Raw genomic sequence first — 20637 nt, forward strand, 5'->3', positions numbered from 1 at the left:
GGCCATGGCCAGTCGCGGCCCGATTTTCGCCTTGAGCAGCGTGGCGATGGCGGTTCTGCCCGCTCTTCGGGGGGCTCGACCCCGCCCCTGACCCAGCCCGCCGATGGCGGCCACGGTTCGCCTCGGACCGGTCCCCGCCCTGAGCAGCGTGGTGACGGCGGCTCTGTCCGCACTTCGGTGGGCTCTGCCCCGCTCCCGATCCAGCCCGCTGATGGCGGCCATGGCCAGTCGCGGCCCGATTTTCGCCTTGAGCAGCGTGGCGATGGCGGTTCTGCCCGCCCTTCGGCGGGCTCTGTCCCGCTCGTGATCCAGCACGCTGATGACGGCAACTCCCAGTCGCGGCCCGGTCCCCGCCTTGAGCAGGGCGGCGACGGCGGCCCTGCCCGCCCTTCGGCGGGCTCGATCCCGCTCGTGATCCAGCCCGCTGATGGCGGCCACCGTCCGTCGTGGACCGGCCCCCGCCCTGAGCAGCGTGGCGACGGCGGCTCTGCCCGCCCTTCGGTGGGCTCGACTCCGTCCCTGAACCAGCACGCCGATGGCAGCCATGCCCAGTCGGGGACCGATTCCCGCCTCGAACAGCGTGGCGACAGCGGCTCGACCCCGTTCCTGGACCAGCCCGCCAACAGCGGCCATGCCCAGTCGCGAACCGGTCCCCGCCCCGAGCAGCATGGCGACGGGCGCTCTGCCCGCCCTTCGGTGGGCTCGACCCCGCTCCCGAACCAGCCCGCCGATGGTGGCCATGGCCAGGCACGGACCGGCTCTCGCCCCCAGCGACACGCGGAAGGCCGCCACGGCACGGCACAGGCTGGTGCCCAGCCCCAGCAGCACGTCGATGGCCGCCTTGGCTCGCCGCCCAACCCGCAGCGGCATGTGGACGGCCGCCACGGCTCGTCCCAGGTCGGTTCCCAGCCCCAGCGGCACGCCGAGGGCCGCCTTGCCCCGCCGCGGACTGGTTTCCGTCCCGAGCAGCGGGGCGAGGGCGGCTCTGCCCGGCCTCCGGTTGGCTCGACCCCGCTCCCGAGCCAGCACGCCGACAACAGCCGCGGTCCATCGCGGACCGGTTCCCAACCTCAGCAACATGCCGGTGGCAGCCTCGGCCCCGAGCAGCGTGGCAACGGGAGGCCTGCCCGCCCCCCGGTTGGCTCGCCCCCACCCCCGAGCCAGCACCCCGACGGCGGTCACGGCCAGCCGCGGACTGGCCCCCACCCCCTGCCACATGCTGACGGCGGCCACGGCTCGTCTCAAGCAGGCCAGCAGCGCGGCAGCAACGGCCCGGCCCGCCCGCAGACCGGCGGCAACCTCAGCCGCTCCCGGCCTGAACAGCCACAGCGGACCAACAGCGGCCCGGCCCGCCCGCAGACCGCCCCGCCCCAGGAGCAGCACCGGACCGGCGTCCAGAACCCCCCACGCCACCGCCCCGCCCCGCCCCCGCGCGACCTCCCCCCACCCGCGGTCATCTCCACCCTCCCCCCGCCCCCACCCGCCTCCTTCACCCCCGCGAGCTTCGGCCCCGTCGGCTCAGGGGTCGGGGCCACCGGCATCTCGCCCGCGCACCTGCGCCCCGAGCCGCCCGACGATTCCGCGTTCCCCAAGGAAGAACCCAAGAAGCGGCCGACCTTCCTGGTGCGGGGAGAGGACGACGAGGTGTTCGGCAACGCGGACTTCACCGCGCCACCTGTGATCGGGGAGTGAGGGTGGGGCGGGTCACCCTGCGGTGGAACGGTTCAGTGACCGGCCTAGACTCTGCACGGTTACAGAGTGGTAACCGAACCCAAACTTGCTGTCAGCACAGGAGCTTCGCGTGACAACTACGAGCCGCCCCGTCGTCCTCCTCGCCGAAAAGCTCGCGCCGTCCGTGCTCGACGTGTTCGGCGACGAGTTCGACGTCCGCCACGTCGACGGGACCGACCGGCCCGCGCTGCTGGAGGCGGTCGCCTCCGCCGACGCGCTGCTGGTGCGGTCGGCGACCCAGGTGGACGCCGAGGTGCTCAAGGCGACCGAGACCCTCAAGGTGGTCGCGCGCGCCGGGGTCGGCCTGGACAACGTCGACGTGCGGGCCGCCACCGACCGCGGGGTGCTCGTGGTCAACGCGCCGACGTCGAACATCGTCTCCGCCGCCGAGCACGCCGTGGCGCTGCTGCTCGCCGCCGCCCGGCAGATCCCGGCCGCGCACCAGACCCTGCAGGAGGGTCAGTGGAAGCGCAGCTCGTTCTCCGGGGTCGAGGTGTCGGGCAAGACCGTCGGCGTCGTCGGCCTGGGCAAGATCGGGCAGCTCTTCGCGCAGCGCCTGGCCGCCTTCGGCACGACGATCGTCGCCTACGACCCCTACGCCTCCCCGGCGCGGGCCGCGCAGCTGGGCATCGAGCTCGTGGAGCTCGACGACCTGCTGGGCCGCGCCGACTTCATCTCCGTGCACCTGCCCAAGACGCCGGAGACCAAGGGCCTGATCAGCGCGGAGAAGCTGGCGCTGACCAAGAAGGGCGTCATCGTCGTCAACGCCGCGCGCGGCGGGCTGATCGACGAGCAGGCGCTGGCCGACGCGGTGCGCTCAGGCCAGGTCGGCGGCGCGGGCATCGACGTCTACAGCACCGAGCCGACCACCGAGAGCCCGCTGTTCGGCGTGCCCGGCGTCGTGGTCACCCCGCACCTGGGCGCCTCGACCGCCGAGGCGCAGGACCGCGCGGGCACCGACGTGGCGCACTCGGTCAAGGCCGCGCTGCGCGGCGACTTCGTGCCGGACGCGGTCAACGTCGCGGGCGGCGCCGTCGGCGAGGAGGTGCGCCCGTACCTGCCGCTGACCCAGAAGCTGGGCACCGTGCTGACCGCGCTGGGCGCCAAGGCCCCGACCTCGATCACCGTGCGGGTGCGCGGCGAGCTGTCGTCCGAGGACGTGTCGGTGCTGTCGCTGCCCGCGCTGCGCGGGGTGTTCGCGGGCATCGTCGACGAGCAGGTGACCTTCGTCAACGCGCTGCGCATCGCCGAGACGCGCGGGGTGGCCGTCGAGGTCGTCACCGAGACCGAGAGCCCCAACCACCGCAGCGCCGTGACCCTGCAGGGCGTCTACGCCGACGGCTCGACGCTCACCGTGGGCGGCACGCTGTCGGGCTGGGACCAGTCCGAGAAGCTCATCGAGGTGCACGGCCGCGCGTTCGACCTGCGCGCGCAGGGCAACGTGCTGCTGCTGGAGTACTCGGAGCGCCCCGGCGTGATGGGCACCGTCGGCACCCTGCTCGGCGAGGCGGGCGTGAACATCGACGCCGCGCAGATCAGCCAGACCACCGAGGGCACCGACGCGGTCATGCTGCTGCGCGTGGACCGCGCGGTCGACGCGGCGGTGGTGGACTCCATCGGCGCGGCCGTCGGCGCCACCATCGTGCGCGCGATCGACTTGGGCTGACGCCTGCCGGGACCGCTCGTGCTTCCCAGTCGTTGGGATGCGGACACGCACGATGACGGTGCCCGGATCGGTGAGTTGACACGCGATCCGGGCACCGTTCGTGTCCTGAGACGGTCCCGAACACGTCTCGAAACCACCTGAACAGGTGGCGAGGTGCGGCGACCGGGCGGCTTGCCGGTAGCCTTCGTTCGACTACCAGGGCCTGACAGTTCGGGCCGATACCCCGGGAGGTGTGTGCATGCGGCTCGCGGTGATCCCAGGTGACGGGATCGGGCCGGAAGTGATCGCCGAGGCACTGAAGGTGCTGGGCGAGGTCATACCGACCGCCGAGATCACCCGCTACGACCTGGGCGCGGCGAGGTGGCACGCGACGGGGGAGCTGCTGCCGGAGTCCGTGCTCGGCGAGCTGCGCGACCACGACGCCATCCTCCTCGGCGCGGTCGGCGACCCGTCGGTGCCCAGTGGCATCCTCGAGCGCGGACTGCTGCTGCGGCTGCGCTTCGAGCTCGACCACCACGTGAACCTGCGCCCGGCGCGGCTCTACCCGGGGGTGAAGAGCCCGGTGGTCGACCCGGGCGAGATCGACATGCTGGTCGTCCGGGAGGGCACCGAGGGCCTGTACGCGGGCAACGGCGGCCTGCTGCGCAAGGACACCCCGCACGAGATCGCCACCGAGGTCAGCGTCAACACCTCCTTCGGCGTCGAGCGGGTCGTCCGGGACGCGTTCTCCCGGGCCGCCGCCCGTCCGCGCAAGCACCTGACCCTGGTCCACAAGACCAATGTGCTCACCCACGCCGGGTCGTTGTGGTCGCGCGTGGTGGAGGAGGTGTCCCTGCAGCACCCGGACGTCTCCGTGGCCTACCAGCACGTGGACGCGACCACGATCCACATGGTCACCGACCCCAGCCGCTTCGACGTCATCGTCACCGACAACCTCTTCGGCGACATCCTGACCGACCTCGCGGCCGCGGTGACCGGCGGCATCGGCCTCGCGGCCAGCGGCAACCTCGACATCACCCGCCGCAACCCGTCGATGTTCGAGCCGGTGCACGGCTCCGCCCCGGACATCGCGGGCCAGGGCATCGCCGACCCGACCGCCGCGGTGCTGTCGGTCGCGCTCCTGCTCGACCACCTCGGCGAGTCCGAGCCCGCCCGCCGGATCGAGGCGTCGGTGGCCTTCGACCTGGCCACCCGCGACCACAACTCGCCCGGCGGCACCTTCGCCATCGGCGACCGGCTCGCCGCCCTGGTGTCGTCCAACGTGCGCACCTGAGCGACATCTCCACCGGCTGAGGCCCGTCCCCGAACACTGGGGGCGGGCCTCAGCCGTGCGCGGCGTTGCCCAGAAGGTGGGATATCGGGCCCGGGACTGGTACCGGCGCTCGTGGCGTGCCATAGTCGCAACGTGGCTCACACTGCCCTGAACACCATTATCGATGAGCGCGTCGGCTGACTCCCCACCCGGGACGCCCCGACGCGCAGACCTCTCGCATCCCAGCGGGGGGTCTTTTTGTTTGCCCAGAAGTCCGCCCACCGCGCCAGAACCCAGATCCCAGGAGCTTTCCGTGACCCGCACGACCCCGGCCGGTACACCGCTCGGCGACTCCTTCCACGTCTACGACACCACCCTGCGCGACGGGGCGCAGCGGGAGGGGATCTCCTACTCGGTGACCGACAAGCTGTCCGCCGCCCGGCTGCTCGACGACCTGGGGGTGGGCTACATCGAGGGCGGGTGGCCGGGGGCGATGCCCAAGGACACCGAGTTCTTCGCCCGCGCCGCCGCGGGGGAGCTGGACCTGCGGCACGCGGTCCTGGTGGCGTTCGGGTCCACCCGGCGGGCGAACTCGAACGCGGCCAAGGACCCGCAGGTGCAGGCGCTGCTGGCCGCCCAGGCGCCCGTGGTGACGCTGGTGGCCAAATCGGACCGGCGGCACATCGAGCGGGCGCTGCGCACCGACGTCGACGAGGCCGTGGCGATGGTCGCGGACACCGTCCGGGTGCTGGTGGCCGAGGGGCGGCGGGTGTTCCTCGACGCCGAGCACTTCTTCGACGGGTACGCCTTCGACCCGGACACCTCGCTGCGGGTGCTCGGCGCCGGGGTCGAGGCGGGCGCCGACGTGGTGGTCCTGTGCGACACCAACGGCGGGCAGTTGCCGCTGGGGCTGGCCGACACGGTGGGCGAGGTCATCGCGCGCACCGGCTTCCGGGTGGGCATCCACTGCCAGGACGACACCGCGTGCGCCGTGGCCAACACCATCGCCGCCGTGCAGGCCGGGGCGACGCACGTGCAGTGCACCGCCAACGGGTACGGCGAGCGGGCGGGCAACGCCGACCTGTTCCCCGTCCTGGGAAACCTGGCCGTCAAGCTCGGCATGGACGTGCTGCCCGCGGGCGGCCTCGCCGCGATGTCGCGGGTCTCGCACGCGCTGGCGGAGCTGGCCAACATCTCCCCGGACACCCACCAGGCCTACGTCGGGCAGTCGGCGTTCGCGCACAAGGCGGGCCTGCACGCCAGCGCCATCAAGGTCGACCCGCTGCTCTACAACCACATCGACCCGCAGGTCGTCGGCAACGACATGCGCGTGCTGGTCACCGAGATGGCGGGCCGGGCCAGCCTCGAGCTCAAGGGCCACGAGCTCGGCGTCGACCTGTCCGACCGGCCCGAGGCCGTCGACAGCGCGCTGCGCAAGGTCAAGGACCTGGAGGCGCGCGGCTGGTCGTTCGAGGCCGCCGACGCGTCGCTGGAACTGCTGCTGCGCGGCGAGATCGCGGTGCTCGACCCGAGCGCGCCCGGCACCGCGCTGCCCTTCGAGCTGGAGTCCTACCGGGTCATCCTCGACCACCACATCGGCGGCGAGGTCGTCTCCGAGGCCACGGTGAAGGTGCACGTCGCGGGCCACCGGGTCATCGCCACCGCCGAGGGCAACGGCCCGGTGCACGCCCTCGACGCCGCGCTGCGCCAGGCGCTGGCCCCGCACCTGCCGTGGGTGCACGACCTGGAACTGACCGACTACAAGGTGCGCATCCTCACCGGGGGACCCCGTGCAACCCAACACGGCACCGACGCCGTCACCAGGGTGTTGGTCCAGTCCTCGGACCGCGAGCTCGAGTGGACCACCGTCGGTGTCCACGGCAACATCGTGGAGGCCAGTTGGCTGGCCCTCTGCGACGCGCTGGCGCACAAGGCGCTGCGGGTGCGGTCCGGGGTCGGCGCGGGCGGCCTGCGCGGGTAGGCCGCCCCTTCGAGGAGGAGGCAGTCGGGGATGAAGGCGCGACTCGCAGGTGTGCTGTTCGCAAGCGCGGCGCTGGCCGGGTGCGGGGGACAGGCGCAGGAGGCCTCGGCGCCACCCCCGGCGCCCAGCGCCGTCGCCGACGAGTCCGACGTGTGGCTCGATCAGGTGAAACCGGCCGAGGGCTCGGCGGAGGTCGACACCCCCGGCACCTGCCCGCTGCCGTTCACCTTCACCGTCGCCGAGGGCTGGTCCGCGAACTCGGGCAACGGCGAGGCCCGCGACGGCCTCGCCGCCGAGTGCGCGGTCACCTCGCCGCACGGCGTGCTCAGGGTCTGGGTGGGCTCCGAACCCGGCAGCTCCCCGCGCGGCGCGCTGGAGCGCTTCATCCAGGGCGAGGGCTCCATCTCCGACCCGGCCTACCGCGAGTCCACCGTGGGCGAGGGCTCGGGCGTGGAACTCACCTTCGCCAAGGCGGGCGAGGGCGCGCGCGGCCGCGCCTTCGCCGTCGCCACCCCGCTGCGCACCCTGGTGGTCTCGGTCGACGCCGGCTCCCCGGACGCCTACGCCAAGGCGCTCCCCGGCTACCTGCTGGCCAAGGACAGCCTGACACCGATCGAGCGTTAGGGTTTCCCCGTGCGTATCGCTCGAATTGCCCATCCGCAAGGCGGCCTCGCGTTCGTGTCCCTGGAGGGCGAGGGCGCCGACCAGGTCGCCCGCGAGATCGCCGACCACCCGTTCGGCACCCCGGTCTTCACCGGCCGGTCCTGGCCGCTGGCCGACTGCAGGCTGCTGGCGCCGACGCTGCCCAGCAAGGTCGTCTGCATCGGCAAGAACTACGCCGACCACGCCGCGGAGATGGGCGGGCAGGCGCCCGCCGACCCGGTCATCTTCATGAAGCCCTCGACCTCGGTCATCGGGCACAACGAGGTCATCCGGCTGCCCGCCGACTCCACCAGGGTGGACTTCGAGGGCGAGCTGGCGCTGGTGATGAACCCGAGCCCGCGCGGGGTGACCGCGGCCAACGCCCACCGCGCGATCCTGGGCTACACCATCGCCAACGACGTGACCGCCCGCGACCAGCAGGCGCACGACGGGCAGTGGACCAGGGCCAAGTCGCACGACTCGTTCTGCCCGCTCGGCCCGTGGATCCAGACCGGGATCGACCCGGGCGACCTGGACATCAAGACCACTCTGGACGGTGTGGTGCAGCAGGACTCCTCCACGGCGTTCCTGCTGCACAGCATCCCCGAGATCGTCGAGTGGGTCTCGAGCGTGATGACCCTGCTGCCCGGCGACGTCATCCTCACCGGGACCCCCGCGGGCGTCGGCCCGATGACCGCCGGGCAGAGCGTGTCGGTGTCGATCTCCGGCATCGGCACGCTGACCAACACCGTCGCCAAGCGCTGACCCGACTCCTCGGACGAGGGGCTGTTCCCACCCGGGACAGCCCCTCCGGCGCGTCAGCGCCGCGCGAACCCCGGCACCGGCTCGTTGCGCAGCCCCCGGCCGACCACCTGCGCGGGGATCCGGCTCAGCGCCGGGAACCGGGCGAACAGCCGCAGGACCGCGGGCGGCTCGGCCCCGCCGACGACGTCGACCTCGCCCGCCACGGTGGGCGCGACGACCTTGCGGTGCAGGACCCGTTGCAAGCCCTGGACCGCCAGCGTCGGCAGCAGCCTGCGGCGCTGGACCCTGGCCAGGTCGCGCTCGGTCAGCTCGCCCCTGGCCAGCGGGCCCGCGAGCAGCCGGGCGGCGGCGATGGCGTCCTGCACGGCCAGGTTGATGCCCACCCCGCCGACCGGTGACATCGCGTGCGCGGCGTCGCCGAGGCACAGCAGGCCGTCGCGGTGCCAGCGGGTGAGGCGGTCCAGCTTGACGTCGAGCACCTTCACCTCGTCCCACGACGCCAGCGCGTCCACCCGGTCGGCCAGCCACGGGGCCGAGGCGGCCACGTCGCGCATGATGGCGCCGACGTCGCCTGCGCGGGCCGGGGCGTCGCTGCCCTTGGCGATCAGGCACGCCGCCTGCCAGTAGTCGCCGCGGTCGATCAGGATGACCTGGCGGGCGCCGCTGATGACCGGGACCACGCCGCTGGGGTCGCTGTCGTGCCGGGGGACGCGGAACCACCAGACGTCCATCGGCACGGGGTAGCCGCGGGTGGGCAGGGCGGCGTCGGCGCGCAGGACCGACGTGCGGCCGTCGCAGGCCAGGGTCAGCGCGGCGGTCAGCTCGCCGGTCTCGCCCCCGGTGGTGCGGTAGGCGACGCCGGTGACCCGGCTCCCGGCCCGCAGCAGGCCCGTCGCCTCGGTGTCCATCCGCAGCGCGAAGGTGGGCTCCTCGGCCGCGGCCTCGGCGAGCAGGTTCAGCAGGTCCCACTGCGGGACCATCGCGATGAAGTTGTTGGGGCCGGGCAGCGCGCTCAGGTCGGCCGTGCGCACCGACCCGCCGGGGACGGGCACCCGCACGCTGTCGATGCGGCTCTGCGGGATGCGGCGGAACCGCTCGCCCAGGCCCAGCGCGTCGATCAGGTCGAGGGTCGGCGGGTGCACGGTGTCGCCGCGGAAGTCGCGCAGGAAGTCGGCGTGCTTCTCCAGCACGGTCACCCGGATGCCCGCCCTGGCCAGCAGCAGCCCGGCCACCACACCCGCGGGCCCGCCGCCCGCGACCACGACGTCGGTGTCGGTCATGTCCCCTCCTCGGCTGGTTATTCAACGCTCGTTGAATAACTTCATGGTGCACCCGGCCTCCGGCGGGGTCAAGGCGGACCGGCAGGGATACGCTGACCGGGCCATGAGCACTCCAGACGCCACCACCCCAGTCCGAGCCCGCTTCTGCCCGTCGCCGACGGGCACCCCGCACGTCGGGCTCATCCGCACCGCGCTGTTCAACTGGGCCTTCGCCCGGCACGCGGGCGGCCAACTCGTCTTCCGCATCGAGGACACCGACGCCGCGCGCGACTCCGAGGAGAGCTACGCCGCGATCATCGAGGGCCTGCGCTGGCTGGGCCTCGACTGGGACGAGGGGGTCGAGGTCGGCGGCGACCACGGCCCCTACCGCCAGAGCCAGCGGTCGGACCTCTACGCGGACGTGGTCGCCAAGCTGACAGCCGCGGGCGAGCTCTACGAGTCGTACACGACCAACGAGGAGGTCGAGGCGCGGCGCAGGGCGGCGGGCCAGGACCCCAAGCTGGGCTACGACAACTTCGACCGCGCCCTCACCGAGGACCAGCGCGCCGCCCACCGCGCCGAGGGCCGCGAGCCGGTGCTGCGGCTGCGCATGCCCGACCGCCCCATCGCCTTCACCGACCTGGTCCGCGGCGAGATCACCTTCCCGGCGGGCAGCGTGCCCGACCCGGTCCTGGTGCGCGCCAACGGCCAGCCGCTCTACACGCTGGTGAACCCGGTCGACGACGCGTTGATGAAGATCACGCACGTGCTGCGCGGCGAGGACCTGCTGCCCTCGACCCCGCGCCAGATCGCCCTGCACGAGGCGCTGCAGCGGGTGGGCGTGTCGGAGTTCACGCCGCACTTCGGGCACATGCCCCTGGTGCGCGGCGAGGGCAACAAGAAGCTGTCCAAGCGCGACCCGCAGTCCAACCTGTTCGCCTACCGCGACCGCGGCTTCGTGCCCGAGGGCATGCTCAACTACCTGGCGCTGCTGGGCTGGTCGATCGCCGAGGACCGCGACGTGTTCAGCATGGCCGAGATGGTCGCGGCCTTCGACATCGGCAAGGTCAGCCAGAACCCGGCCCGCTTCGACCTCAAGAAGGCCGAGGCGATCAACGCCGACCACTTGCGCCGCCTGCCGGTCGGGGAGTTCGTCGAGCGCGTGCTGCCGCACCTGAGCGCGGGGGGAGTCCTCCCCGAGGCGCCCACCGCCGCGCAGCGGGCCACTGTGGACGCCATCGCGCCGCTGGTGCAGGAGCGCCTCGTGGTGCTCTCCGACGCCGTGGGCATGGTCGCGTTCCTGTTCGCGGGCGAGGACTTCGCACCGGAGGCCGACGCCGCGGCCAAGAACCTGGGACCGGACGCCAAACCCGTCCTCGAGGCGAGCGTCGCCGCGCTCGAGGCGTTGCCGGAGTGGACCACCGCCGCCATTGAGGAAGCGCTCAAGGGCGCTCTCGTCGACGGTCTGGGACTCAAGCCCCGCAAGGCGTTCGGACCCGTTCGAGTGGCGGTCACCGGTCGCACCGTGTCACCGCCCCTGTACGAGTCCATGGAGCTGCTGGGCCGCGAGAGCTCGTTGGGACGGTTGCGCAAAGCGCTTCCCTAGCAACACAATCTAGTGAACCAGTAACGCGAGTCGAACGCCCCGCGATAGACCTCCCCGTCTGTCGCGGGGCGCTCGCGCTTGACCGTGTCAGAACGGCCAACTCCACCCGGGCAGACGAATCGGCGGCCCCACCGCCGGTTCTAGCCTCGCGTAATGAGATCACCGCTCGCGCCCATCCCCCTGTCCCGGATGGCCCGCGCCGTCCCCGAACGGGAGGCGCGAGCGCCCCGCCCGGCCCCACTCGCCAGCGCCCCGCCGCTGATCGCCGCCGTCTGCCTGGACATCGACGACACCCTGATCGACTTCACCGGCTCCGCCCGCGCCGCCGTGCGCAGGCTCATCGACCGCGACGACATGTGGACCGCCTGGCAGCGGGTCACCGACGAGCATCACGCCCGCGCCGTGGCCGGGGAGTACGACTACGACACCATGCGCCGCCTGCGCACCAAGGCCTTCCTCGCCGACCTCGGCGCCCTCGTCGACGACGAGGCCGTCGCGGTGCTCGAGGACCGCCGCCTGGCCCAGATGCGCGGCGCCTGGCGGCTGTTCTCCGACACCATCCCGTGCCTGGACTGGCTGCGCGCCGCGGGCCTGCGCATCGGCGCGGTCACCAACGCCACCAGTCCGCACCAGCGCGCCCGCCTGGCCGACCTCGGCCTCGGCCGCTTCTTCGACGCCGTCGTCAGCCCCGCGGCCACCGGCGCGGCCAAACCGGACCCGGTGATCTTCCACGCCGCCTGCGACCAACTCGGCGTCCCCCCGGCCAGCACCCTCCACATCGGCGACCGCCTCGACCTCGACGCCCACGCCGCCCGCGACGCGGGCCTGCACGGCGTCTGGCTCGACCGCACCGGCGAGGGCCCCCGGGCCGCGGGCGTCCCCGTCCTCGACTCCCTGGCCGACCTGCCCGCCCTGCTGGTCACCGACTACCGCACCCCCAGCCTGACCAGCGGTGGAACACTCCCCGGACCGAGGTAGACCCCCCGATTTCACTTCCCCGGGCCCCGTGGTCTAACATCTTCTCCGGTAAGCGGGACAGGCCAACCGGAGAGATCCAGCGGCCAAGAACGCGAAACCATTGGGGTATGGTGTAATTGGCAGCACGACTGATTCTGGTTCAGTTAGTCTAGGTTCGAGTCCTGGTACCCCAGCGGAAGAGCCCTCTAGCCCACCTGCTAGAGTCTCTCCCAGCAACACAGAGAACAAACCAGAAGTTCTCACTTGTTCTAGGGCCCCGTCGTCTAGCGGCCTAGGACGCCGCCCTCTCAAGGCGGTAGCGCGGGTTCGAATCCCGTCGGGGCTACAGAGGCTGGAGGCCCCTACCTGCAAAAAGCGCAGGTAGGGGCCTCTTCCGCGTTGTATCTGGGGGGCGACCCCCCAGACCCCCACGGTGCGGTTGGCTGCGGGTGGCGGGGGCGGAGCCCAGGTTTAGGGATAGCGGGATTGGGGTGGGTGGGTGGCGGCGTGCCCATCCTCACAACCGGCATCCGCCCCTGCTTTTGCCCTTGAGGCAGCGTCACCACCCACCAAACCGCCGGTCGGCAACGTGTGTGCTCGTTGGGGTGGATTGGCTTGTCTGGGGGAGGCGATCATGTGCCGAGCTGCCTTGCGCGGGAGGGCGTCTTTTCAGCCCGACCTTTTCCCTCCCGCTGCGCATGATCGTCGTAGGGGCCCCGGGCAAGGTGATTCACCCCAACGAGCTGCCTAAGCAAATCATCCGGCTTTGGGGTGGGGGGCTAGAGGCGGTTTTGGAGGGCGTCGGCGGCGGCTAGGAGGTCGGCGGCCCAGCGGGCGCCGGGGCGGCGGCCCATGCGGTCTATGGGGCCGGAGACGGAGACGGCGGCCACTACTTGGCCCTGGGCGTCTCGTACGGGGGCGCTGACGCTGGCTACGCCTGGTTCGCGTTCGGCGACGGATTGGGCCCAGCCCCTTCGCCTGACTTCCAGGAGGGCTCGTTCGCCGAAGACGGCGTCGGCCAGGAGGCTGCGCTGGGTGGCGGGGTCGGCCCAGGCGGCGAGGACCTTGGCGCCGGAGCCCGCGGTCATGGGGAGTCGTGCGCCTACCGGGACGGTGTCGCGCAGGCCGCTGGGGGGTTCGGCGGAGCAGACGCAGATGCGGTGCAGGCCGTCTCGGCGGTAGAGCTGGATGCTCTCGCCTGTGCGGTCGCGCAGGCGGGGGAGGACCGCCGTCGCCGCGTCCAGGAGGGGGTCGGTCGCCCCGCCCGCCAGCTCCGCGAGGGCGGCGCCGGGCCGCCACCTGCCGTCGGTGCCCCTGCGCAGGAGCCGGTGCACCTCCAAGCCCACCGCCAGGCGGTGCGCCGTCGCCCGGGGCAGGCCGGTCTTGGCGCACAACTCGGCCAGGCCGCAGGGTTCCTTGGCCACCGCCTGCAAGACGGCCATTGCCTTGTCCAGAACTCCGATGCCGCTATGCTGTCCCACGTCTCGATACTACTTTCCCGTTATATGGGAAGTCCAGTCCGTGGGAAGCTGATGGTGATGAGCGATGGGCAAAACGCTCGCTGAGAAGGTCTGGGAACAGCACGTGGTGCGGCGCGGCGACGGCGCCGAACCCGACCTGCTCTACATCGACCTGCACCTCGTGCACGAGGTGACGAGCCCGCAGGCCTTCGACGGCCTCCGGCTGGCCGGTCGACCCGTGCGGCGGCCCGACCTGACGATAGCGACCGAGGACCACAACGTCCCGACGATCGGGATCGACCTCCCGATCGCCGACCCGGTCTCGCGCACCCAGGTCGAGACCCTCCGCAAGAACTGCGTCGAGTTCGGCGTGCGGCTGCACTCGATGGGCGACGTCGAACAGGGCATCGTGCACGTGGTGGGGCCGCAGTTGGGCCTCACGCAGCCCGGCACGACCGTGGTGTGCGGCGACAGCCACACCTCCACGCACGGCGCGTTCGGCGCGCTGGCGTTCGGCATCGGCACCAGCGAGGTCGAGCACGTGCTCGCCACGCAGACGCTGCCGCTGCGCCCATTCAAGACCATGGCGGTCACCGTCACCGGCGACCTCGCCCCCGGGGTCACCGCCAAGGACGTCATCCTCGCCGTCATCGCCAAGATCGGCACCGGCGGCGGGCAGGGCTACGTCCTGGAGTACCGCGGCCCGGCCATCGAGAAACTCTCGATGGAGGCCCGCATGACGGTCTGCAACATGTCCATCGAGGCGGGCGCGCGCGCCGGGATGATCGCCCCCGACGACACCACGTTCGACTACCTCAAGGGCCGCCCGCACGCGCCGGAGGGCGCCGAGTGGGACGCCGCGGTCGAGGCGTGGCGCGAGCTGCGCACCGACGACGACGCGGTCTTCGACGCCGAGGTCGTCATCGACGCCGAGGCGCTGACCCCGTTCGTCACCTGGGGAACCAACCCCGGCCAGGGCCTGCCGCTGTCGGCCGCGGTGCCCGACCCGGAGCTGATCGCCGACGAGAACGAGCGCTTCGCCGCCGAGAAGGCCCTGTCGTACATGGACCTGACCCCCGGCACCCCGCTGCGCGACATCAGCGTCGACACCGTGTTCCTCGGCTCCTGCACCAACGGCCGCATCGAGGACCTGCGGGCCGCCGCCGAGGTCATCAAGGGCCGCAGGGTCGCCGAGGGCGTGCGGATGCTCGTGGTGCCCGGCTCGATGCGGGTGCGCGCGCAGGCCGAGCGGGAGGGGCTGGACGCGGTCTTCCTCGACGCCGGAGCCGAGTGGCGGCAGGCGGGCTGCTCCATGTGCCTGGGCATGAACCCCGACCAGTTGGCCCCCGGCGAGCGCAGCGCGTCCACATCGAACCGCAACTTCGAGGGCCGCCAGGGCAAGGGCGGGCGCACCCACCTGGTGTCGCCGCTGGTCGCGGCGGCCACGGCCGTACGCGGCACGCTGTCGTCCCCCGCCGACCTGGCCGAGCAGGCCCGAACCCTGAACTGAGGTACCCCACCATGAAGCCGTTCACCACCCACACCGGCGTCGGGGTGCCCCTGCGCCGGTCCAACGTGGACACCGATCAGATCATCCCCGCCGTCTACCTCAAGCGCGTGAGCCGGACCGGCTTCGAGGACGGCCTGTTCGCCGCCTGGCGCGGCGACGAGCAGTTCGTGCTCAACCAGGAGCCCTACCGGGCGGGCAGCGTGCTCGTCGCGGGCCCCGACTTCGGCACCGGCTCCTCCCGCGAGCACGCCGTCTGGGCGCTCGGCGACTACGGCTTCCGGGTGGTGATCTCCTCCCGGTTCGCCGACATCTTCCGCGGCAACTCCGGCAAGCAGGGCCTGCTGGCCGCCGAGTGCGAGCAGTCCGACGTCGAACAGCTCTGGAAGTTGCTCGAAACCGAGCCTGGGACGCAGGTCACGGTCGACCTCGAGTCGAAGACCGTCAGCGCCAAGGACTTCACCGCCCGGTTCCTGGTGGACGACTACACCCGCTGGCGGCTGCTCGAAGGCCTCGACGACATCTCCCTGACCCTGCGCCACGCGGCCGACATCGACGCGTTCGAGCAGGCCAGGCCCAATTGGAAGCCGGTGACGACCCCGCTCGCCAGCGCCTGAGAAGGGGGCCGGAATCCGCTGCGCGACAGCGGGTCCCCGGCCCCTCCCGCGCCCTTCCCCAGTCCCACAACCGCACAGCGAACACCCCCGCGCGACGCCCCCGAATACCCCGATTCGCACCCCCTGCGGGACACGGATCGGGAGCGCTAACGAAAAAAACGGGCGCGTCGCGTGGAAATCGCGCGCATTTGGGCCTATCTTGGCGAGAAGTCGGCTCGATTGGGTCGTAAACGCAGTGTGGCTTCTTACGGAGGACTGAAGGGTGAACAAGGCCCAACTCATCGAGGCACTTACCGAGCGCCTGGGCGACAAGAAGGCCGCAGGCGCTGCGGTCGACGGACTCGTCGACGTGATCGTCCGGACCGTGAACAAGGGCGAGAAGGTCAACATCACCGGCTTCGGCGTGTTCGAGAAGCGCGCCCGCGCCGCCCGCACCGCGCGCAACCCGCGCACCGGTGAGACGGTGAAGGTGAAGAAGACCAACGTCCCCGCCTTCCGCGCGGGCACGCACTTCAAGGAGGTCGTGAGCGGCACCAAGAAGCTGCCGAAGGTCACGGCCGCCAAGGCGGGCGCCCGGACCACGGCCACCCGTGCCGCCGCCGGGACCGCCACCGCGCGCGCCACCACGACCACGCGCACCCGTGCCGCCGCCGCGAAGCCCGCGGCCACCACCCGGGCGACCACGACGCGGTCGCGCGCCGCCGCCGCGAAGCCCGCGGCCACGAAGGCGACCACGACGCGCACCACGCGCGCCACCACGGCGAAGCCGAAGGCCACCGCCGCCAAGGCGACCCCGGCCAAGACCACGGCGGCGAAGACCACCGCGGCCAAGGCCACTACCGCCAAGGCGACCACCGCCAAGGCGACCCCGGCCAAGACCACGGCCAAGACCACGGCGGCGAAGACCACCGCGGCCAAGAAGGCCACCCCGGCGGCCAAGACCACCGCCGCCAAGCGCACCACCGCGGCCAAGGCCGCTCCGAAGACCGCGGCGAAGACCACCTCCGCCGCCCGCAAGACCACTTCGGCGGCGCGCAAGACCACCACCACCCGCAAGAAGTAACGCGGCTGGTAGTCCGACACGGACACCCCGCGAGAGCCCCGCACGCTTCCCCCGTGCGGGGCTCTCGCGCGTTCCGGGCGCTTCCCGGGAAAGGGCGACGAGCCCCGGGGGAATGCCCGGCGGTGTTCGCCGCCGACTCGAACGGCTGATCCGCGCGGCCGATCGGGGGCGGGCCGATCAGGCGCGGGAGTTTTCCACCCCGGCCGCACCCGCGCGAATTGGCAACCGATGACAGCGCTCTGTGCGGCAATGGTGAGATGCGCTCAGCGCGGGGGCGATCAGGGGGCGGTGTAGTGCGCGGAGACCAATCGGCCGTCGGAGAAGGACAACAGCCACAGGCTGCCCTTGCGGCAGCGCGAGTCGGTCTCGACGCCGCCCTCCCGGCCCAGTTCCGCCACCACGTCCGGGATGACACCGCCCTGCGAGCAGACCACCGGCGTGCCGCCCGCGGCGGCTATGGCGCGCAGCCGGACACCGGCCGCCGCCGCGTCCCGGCGGTGGGTCGGCTCCGACAGGTCCGGCTCCGTGGTCACCGGGACCCCCAGCAGCCCCGCCAGCGGCGCCACTGTGGCCGTGCAGCGCTCCTTCGGGACTGAGTGCACCCGGTCGGGTCCGAACAGCGGCAGGAGCCGGTTGAGGGCGGTGCGCTGGCGCTTGCCCGTCGCCGACAACGGGCGCTCGTCGTCCGGCCCGCTCCACAGCTCCTTCTTGCCCGCGTGCGCGTGCCGGACGAGCAGCACCGTCACCGTGTCGACGCCCAGCTCCGCGAACCGGGCGAGGACGTCGCGGTCGTGCGGGTAGGTGAGCAGGCCTGCGGCCTCGGCGACGGGCAGCCAGCGCAACCGGTCCACTTCGTCGTTCTCGGCGAACGAGCCGCTCCCGGCACGGGCGGTGAAGTAGTCCACGACCTTGTCGCCGTCCGGGACGGCGTAGCGCACCCGCGCCAGGAACCCGCCCAGCACCGACCTGAACCCGGTCTCCTCGGCCACCTCCCGGTGCGCCGCGGCGATCGCCGTCTCGCCCTTGTCCAGCTTGCCCTTGGGCAGGCTCCAGTCGTCGTAGCGGGGGCGGTGGACCACGGCGACCTCAACGCCGCCTGCCCTGCCGCCCGCCCCGCTCTCCTGCCTGTCCCGCCACAGCACGGCCCCCGCCGCGCGGATGGTCACCGATTCAGCCAAGCGCTCGGTGCCGCAGCAGCATCTCGGCCTGGTGGTCGCGCACCGGCGACCCGGTCGCCTCACCGGCGGGCGAGGGCTCCCAGTCGCCCTTGGCCGTCAGCACCCAGCACCGGGTGGCCGGGTCCAGCGCGGAGTCGAACATGTCGTCGAGCTGCCTGGTCAGCTTCGGGTCGGCCACCCGCACCTGCACCTCGACGCGGCGGTCGAGGTTGCGGTGCATCATGTCCGCGCTGCCGATCCAGTGCTCGCCCGCGCCGCGGAAGACGAACACCCGCGAGTGCTCGAGGAACCGGCCCAGGATCGAGCGCACCCGGATGTTCTCGCTCAGACCGGGCAGGCCCGGCTTGAGCGCGCAGATGCCGCGCACCACCACGTCCACCGCGACCCCGGCCTGCGAGGCCCGGTACAGCGCGTCGATGACCTGCTCGTCCACCAGGGAGTTGACCTTGATGAGCACGTGCGCGGCGCGCCCGGCCCGCTTGTGCTCGATCTCGTTCTCGATGCGCTCGACGATGCCGCGCCGCACCCCGTAGGGCGCCACCAGCAGCGACCGGTACTCGTCCTGGCGGGCGTAGCCGGTGAGCACGTTGAACAGGTCGGTCAGGTCGGCGCAGACCGCCGGGTCGGCGGTGAGCAGGCCGACGTCCTCGTAGAGCCGGGCGGTCTTCGGGTTGTAGTTGCCGGTGCCGATGTGGCAGTAGCGGCGGATCGTGGAGCCCTCCTGCCGGACCACGAGCGCGGTCTTGCAGTGCGTCTTGAGCCCGACCAGGCCGTAGACCACGTGCACGCCCGCCTTCTCCAGCGCGCGCGCCCACTTGATGTTGGCCTGCTCGTCGAAGCGCGCCTTGAGCTCGACCAGCGCCACCACCTGCTTGCCCGCCTCGGCGGCGTCGATCAGCGCGTCGATGATGGGGGAGTCGCCGGAGGTGCGGTAGAGGGTCTGCTTGATGGCCAGCACGTGCGGGTCGCTGGCCGCCTGCTCGATGAACCGCTGCACGCTGGTGGAGAACGAGTCGTACGGGTGGTGCACCAGCACGTCGCCGTCGCGCAGGGTCGAGAACACGCTCTTGGGCGTCTCCCGCTCGCCGAACGCCGGGTGCGTCGCGGGCACGAACGGCGGGTCCTTGAGCTCCTTGCGGTCCACGCCGTAGACCTGCCACAGGAACGTCAGGTCCAGCAGGCCCTGCACCACCACGACGTCGTTCGGGTGCACCTCGAGCTCGCGCAGCAGCAGCTCGAGCATGTGCTCGCTCATGTCGTCGGAGACCTCGAGGCGCACCGACGGGCCGAACCGGCGCTGCGCCAGTTCCCGCTCCAGCGCCTGCAGCAGGTCCTCGTCGCGGTCCTCCTCGACCTCCAGGTCGGCGTTGCGGGTGACCCGGAAGGCGTGCACCTCCGAGACCTCCATACCGGTGAACAGCGAGCCGAGGTGGGCGGCGATCAGCTCCTCCAGCGGCAGGAAGATCGCCACCTGCTCGTCGGCCGAGCGGTCGATGGGCACCAGGCGCGGCACGTTGTCGGGGACCTTGACCCTGGCGAACCGCTCGGTGCCGCCCTCCGGGTCGCGCACCGTCACGGCCAGGTTCAGCGACAGGCCGGAGATGTAGGGGAACGGGTGCGCCGGGTCGACCGCCAGCGGGGTCAGCACCGGGAAGACCTGGTCGCGGAAGTACTTCGACAGGCGCTCGCGCTCGGCGTCGGTCAGCTCGCTCCAGGTGGAGATGCGGATGCCGCGCTCGGCCAGCTCCGGGCGCACCCGCTCCTGGAACGTCTTGGAGTGCTGGGCCACCAGCTCCCGGTTGCGGCTGGAGATCTGCGCGAGCTGCTCGCGCGGGGTGAGGCCGTCCGCGCTGCGCACCGACAGACCCGTCTCGTTGCGCCGCTTGAGCCCGGCGACGCGCACCATGTAGAACTCGTCCAGGTTCGAGGCGTAGATCGCCAGGAACTTGGCGCGCTCCAGCAGCGGCTGCGAGGAGTCCTCGGCCAGCGCCAGCACCCTGGCGTTGAAGTCCAACCAGGACAGCTCCCGGTTGAAGTACCGGTCGTCGGGCAGGTCGGTCGCCGCGGCGGCGGGCAGGGTGACCGCGGGCGGGGCCGACGGCACACCCCTGGGCTCCTGCGCGTCGGGTGCCTGCGCGGTCTCGGACTCCTGGGCCTGGGTGCTGTTGGTGCTCACGGGACCTCATTGTCCAGCAAGAACGGCGAGATGGCCCGTCTGGTGACGAACGACCGGTGAATTCTGCGCGAGTCCCCCGGTCACCCCGCCGGGCGAGCCGCGCGCAGCGCCGCGGTGCGCGGTCCGGCGCCCAGCGCGACGGCGTCGGCCAGGTCCGCCGCGGTGTCCACGTCGCAGCGCAGCGCGGCGCTGCCGTGCCCGACCGCGACCCCGTCGCGGCCGTGCGCCGCGGCCGATCCCGGCCCGAACCGGGGCAGCAGCGGACCACCCGCCGCCGAGAGCAGCAAGACGGTGCCCGTGCCCTCCCGGTCGGGCACGAACGCGCGCGCGCCCGCCGCCTGCCGGATGGCCGAGGACAACTGCCCGGGGGCCAGGGCGGGCAGGTCGGCCTGCAGCGCGCCCACCACGCAACCGGGGTCGGCGGCGCGCAGCAGCCCGCCGCCGAAGGCCAGCGCCGCGTTGAGGTCGGGCAGGCCGCGCTCGTCGACGCACTCGGCGCCGGTGCCGCGCAGCGCGGCCACCACCCGCTCGTCCTCGCACACCACCAGCAGCCGCCGCACCGCCGGGCTGGCCAGCGCGGCGGCGACGGTGTCGCCCACGATGGCCAGCACCAGCTCCCGGTGTCCGGCCACACCCCCCTCGGCCGCGCCGCGCAGCCTGGACTTGGCCCGGTCCAGGTGTTTGACCGGCACCACGAGATCAGCTCGCCACTGCACCCCACCGATAGTGCCGGCGCGGTACGCCGACCCCGTCTCGACCACGCGGGTGCGCGCCATG

Annotated in this window: 16 protein-coding genes and 2 tRNA genes; 12 read left to right on the plus strand and 6 right to left on the minus strand. The window is 72.4% G+C overall.

Going from position 1 to position 20637, the window contains the following annotated elements; translation table 11 throughout:
• Positions 1-885, minus strand: an 885-nt coding sequence (locus GCL84_RS29605) for a hypothetical protein (protein WP_207710086.1), incomplete at its 3' end; no start/stop codon positions are given.
• Positions 886-1801: 916 nt separating this feature from the next.
• On the opposite strand from GCL84_RS29605, the gene serA reads away from it, so the two are divergent.
• The 5 genes from serA (at position 1802) to GCL84_RS04685 (ending at position 8037) form a co-directional block, all read left to right on the plus strand.
• Positions 1802-3397, plus strand: coding sequence for a phosphoglycerate dehydrogenase (gene serA / locus GCL84_RS04665; protein WP_156754100.1), 1596 nt, complete (start codon positions 1802-1804; stop codon positions 3395-3397).
• A gap of 238 nt (positions 3398-3635) precedes the next feature.
• Complete coding sequence (locus GCL84_RS04670; protein ID WP_156754101.1) at positions 3636-4670, plus strand: 3-isopropylmalate dehydrogenase; 1035 nt, start codon at positions 3636-3638, stop codon at positions 4668-4670.
• Between the two features lie 292 nt (positions 4671-4962).
• A complete protein-coding gene (cimA, locus tag GCL84_RS04675; protein ID WP_156754102.1) occupies positions 4963-6630 on the plus strand; it encodes a citramalate synthase in 1668 nt (555 codons plus the stop codon).
• A gap of 30 nt (positions 6631-6660) precedes the next feature.
• On the plus strand, positions 6661-7254 hold the full coding sequence (locus GCL84_RS04680) for a lipoprotein (protein WP_156754103.1): 594 nt from the start codon (positions 6661-6663) through the stop codon (positions 7252-7254).
• A 9-nt stretch (positions 7255-7263) separates the two neighbouring features.
• The gene (locus GCL84_RS04685; RefSeq protein WP_156754104.1) at positions 7264-8037 is read left to right on the plus strand and encodes a fumarylacetoacetate hydrolase family protein; all 774 of its coding nucleotides are present in this window, start codon (positions 7264-7266) and stop codon (positions 8035-8037) included.
• A 53-nt stretch (positions 8038-8090) separates the two neighbouring features.
• On the opposite strand, the gene GCL84_RS04690 is transcribed toward GCL84_RS04685, so the two are convergent.
• On the minus strand, positions 8091-9317 hold the full coding sequence (locus GCL84_RS04690) for an FAD-dependent oxidoreductase (protein ID WP_156754105.1): 1227 nt from the start codon (positions 9315-9317) through the stop codon (positions 8091-8093).
• A 103-nt stretch (positions 9318-9420) separates the two neighbouring features.
• On the opposite strand from GCL84_RS04690, the gene gltX reads away from it, so the two are divergent.
• From gltX to GCL84_RS04710, 4 genes are all read left to right on the plus strand, one after another.
• A complete protein-coding gene (gene gltX, locus GCL84_RS04695; RefSeq protein WP_156754106.1) occupies positions 9421-10902 on the plus strand; it encodes a glutamate--tRNA ligase in 1482 nt (493 codons plus the stop codon).
• 153 nt (positions 10903-11055) lie between these two features.
• Positions 11056-11880 (plus strand): HAD family hydrolase, encoded by an 825-nt coding sequence (locus GCL84_RS04700; RefSeq protein ID WP_235925995.1) that lies wholly within the window; start codon positions 11056-11058, stop codon positions 11878-11880.
• 101 nt (positions 11881-11981) lie between these two features.
• Positions 11982-12053 (plus strand) — tRNA-Gln (locus GCL84_RS04705).
• Positions 12054-12132: 79 nt separating this feature from the next.
• Positions 12133-12205 (plus strand) — tRNA-Glu (locus tag GCL84_RS04710).
• A gap of 433 nt (positions 12206-12638) precedes the next feature.
• On the opposite strand, the gene GCL84_RS04715 is transcribed toward GCL84_RS04710, so the two are convergent.
• The gene (locus GCL84_RS04715; protein WP_197523022.1) at positions 12639-13340 is read right to left on the minus strand and encodes an IclR family transcriptional regulator; all 702 of its coding nucleotides are present in this window, start codon (positions 13338-13340) and stop codon (positions 12639-12641) included.
• Positions 13341-13404: 64 nt separating this feature from the next.
• Here GCL84_RS04715 and leuC point away from each other — a divergent pair, with 64 nt between their 5' ends.
• From leuC to GCL84_RS04730, 3 genes are all read left to right on the plus strand, one after another.
• Positions 13405-14829, plus strand: a complete 1425-nt coding sequence (leuC, locus tag GCL84_RS04720; protein ID WP_156754107.1) for a 3-isopropylmalate dehydratase large subunit — start codon at positions 13405-13407, stop codon at positions 14827-14829.
• Positions 14830-14840: 11 nt separating this feature from the next.
• Complete coding sequence (gene leuD / locus GCL84_RS04725) at positions 14841-15443, plus strand: 3-isopropylmalate dehydratase small subunit (RefSeq protein ID WP_156754108.1); 603 nt, start codon at positions 14841-14843, stop codon at positions 15441-15443.
• Positions 15444-15705: 262 nt separating this feature from the next.
• Entirely contained in the window at positions 15706-16506 is an 801-nt protein-coding gene (locus GCL84_RS04730; RefSeq protein WP_156754109.1) for an HU family DNA-binding protein, read from the plus strand.
• Positions 16507-16784: 278 nt separating this feature from the next.
• Here GCL84_RS04730 and GCL84_RS04735 read toward each other — a convergent pair whose 3' ends face one another.
• The 3 genes from GCL84_RS04735 to cofC all read right to left on the minus strand — a co-directional run bounded on the left by GCL84_RS04735 (position 16785) and on the right by cofC (position 20576).
• Positions 16785-17672: an NUDIX hydrolase gene (locus tag GCL84_RS04735; RefSeq protein ID WP_156754110.1), complete on the minus strand. Its 888-nt coding sequence runs from the start codon at positions 17670-17672 to the stop codon at positions 16785-16787.
• Positions 17673-17676: 4 nt separating this feature from the next.
• On the minus strand, positions 17677-19860 hold the full coding sequence (locus tag GCL84_RS04740; RefSeq protein ID WP_156754111.1) for an RNA degradosome polyphosphate kinase: 2184 nt from the start codon (positions 19858-19860) through the stop codon (positions 17677-17679).
• 80 nt (positions 19861-19940) lie between these two features.
• Entirely contained in the window at positions 19941-20576 is a 636-nt protein-coding gene (gene cofC / locus GCL84_RS04745; RefSeq protein ID WP_235925996.1) for a 2-phospho-L-lactate guanylyltransferase, read from the minus strand.
• Positions 20577-20637 lie beyond the last annotated feature (61 nt).

The sequence above is a fragment of the Actinokineospora pegani genome (assembly GCF_009745975.1).
GTDB classification, from domain to species: Bacteria; Actinomycetota; Actinomycetes; order Mycobacteriales; family Pseudonocardiaceae; genus Actinokineospora; species Actinokineospora pegani.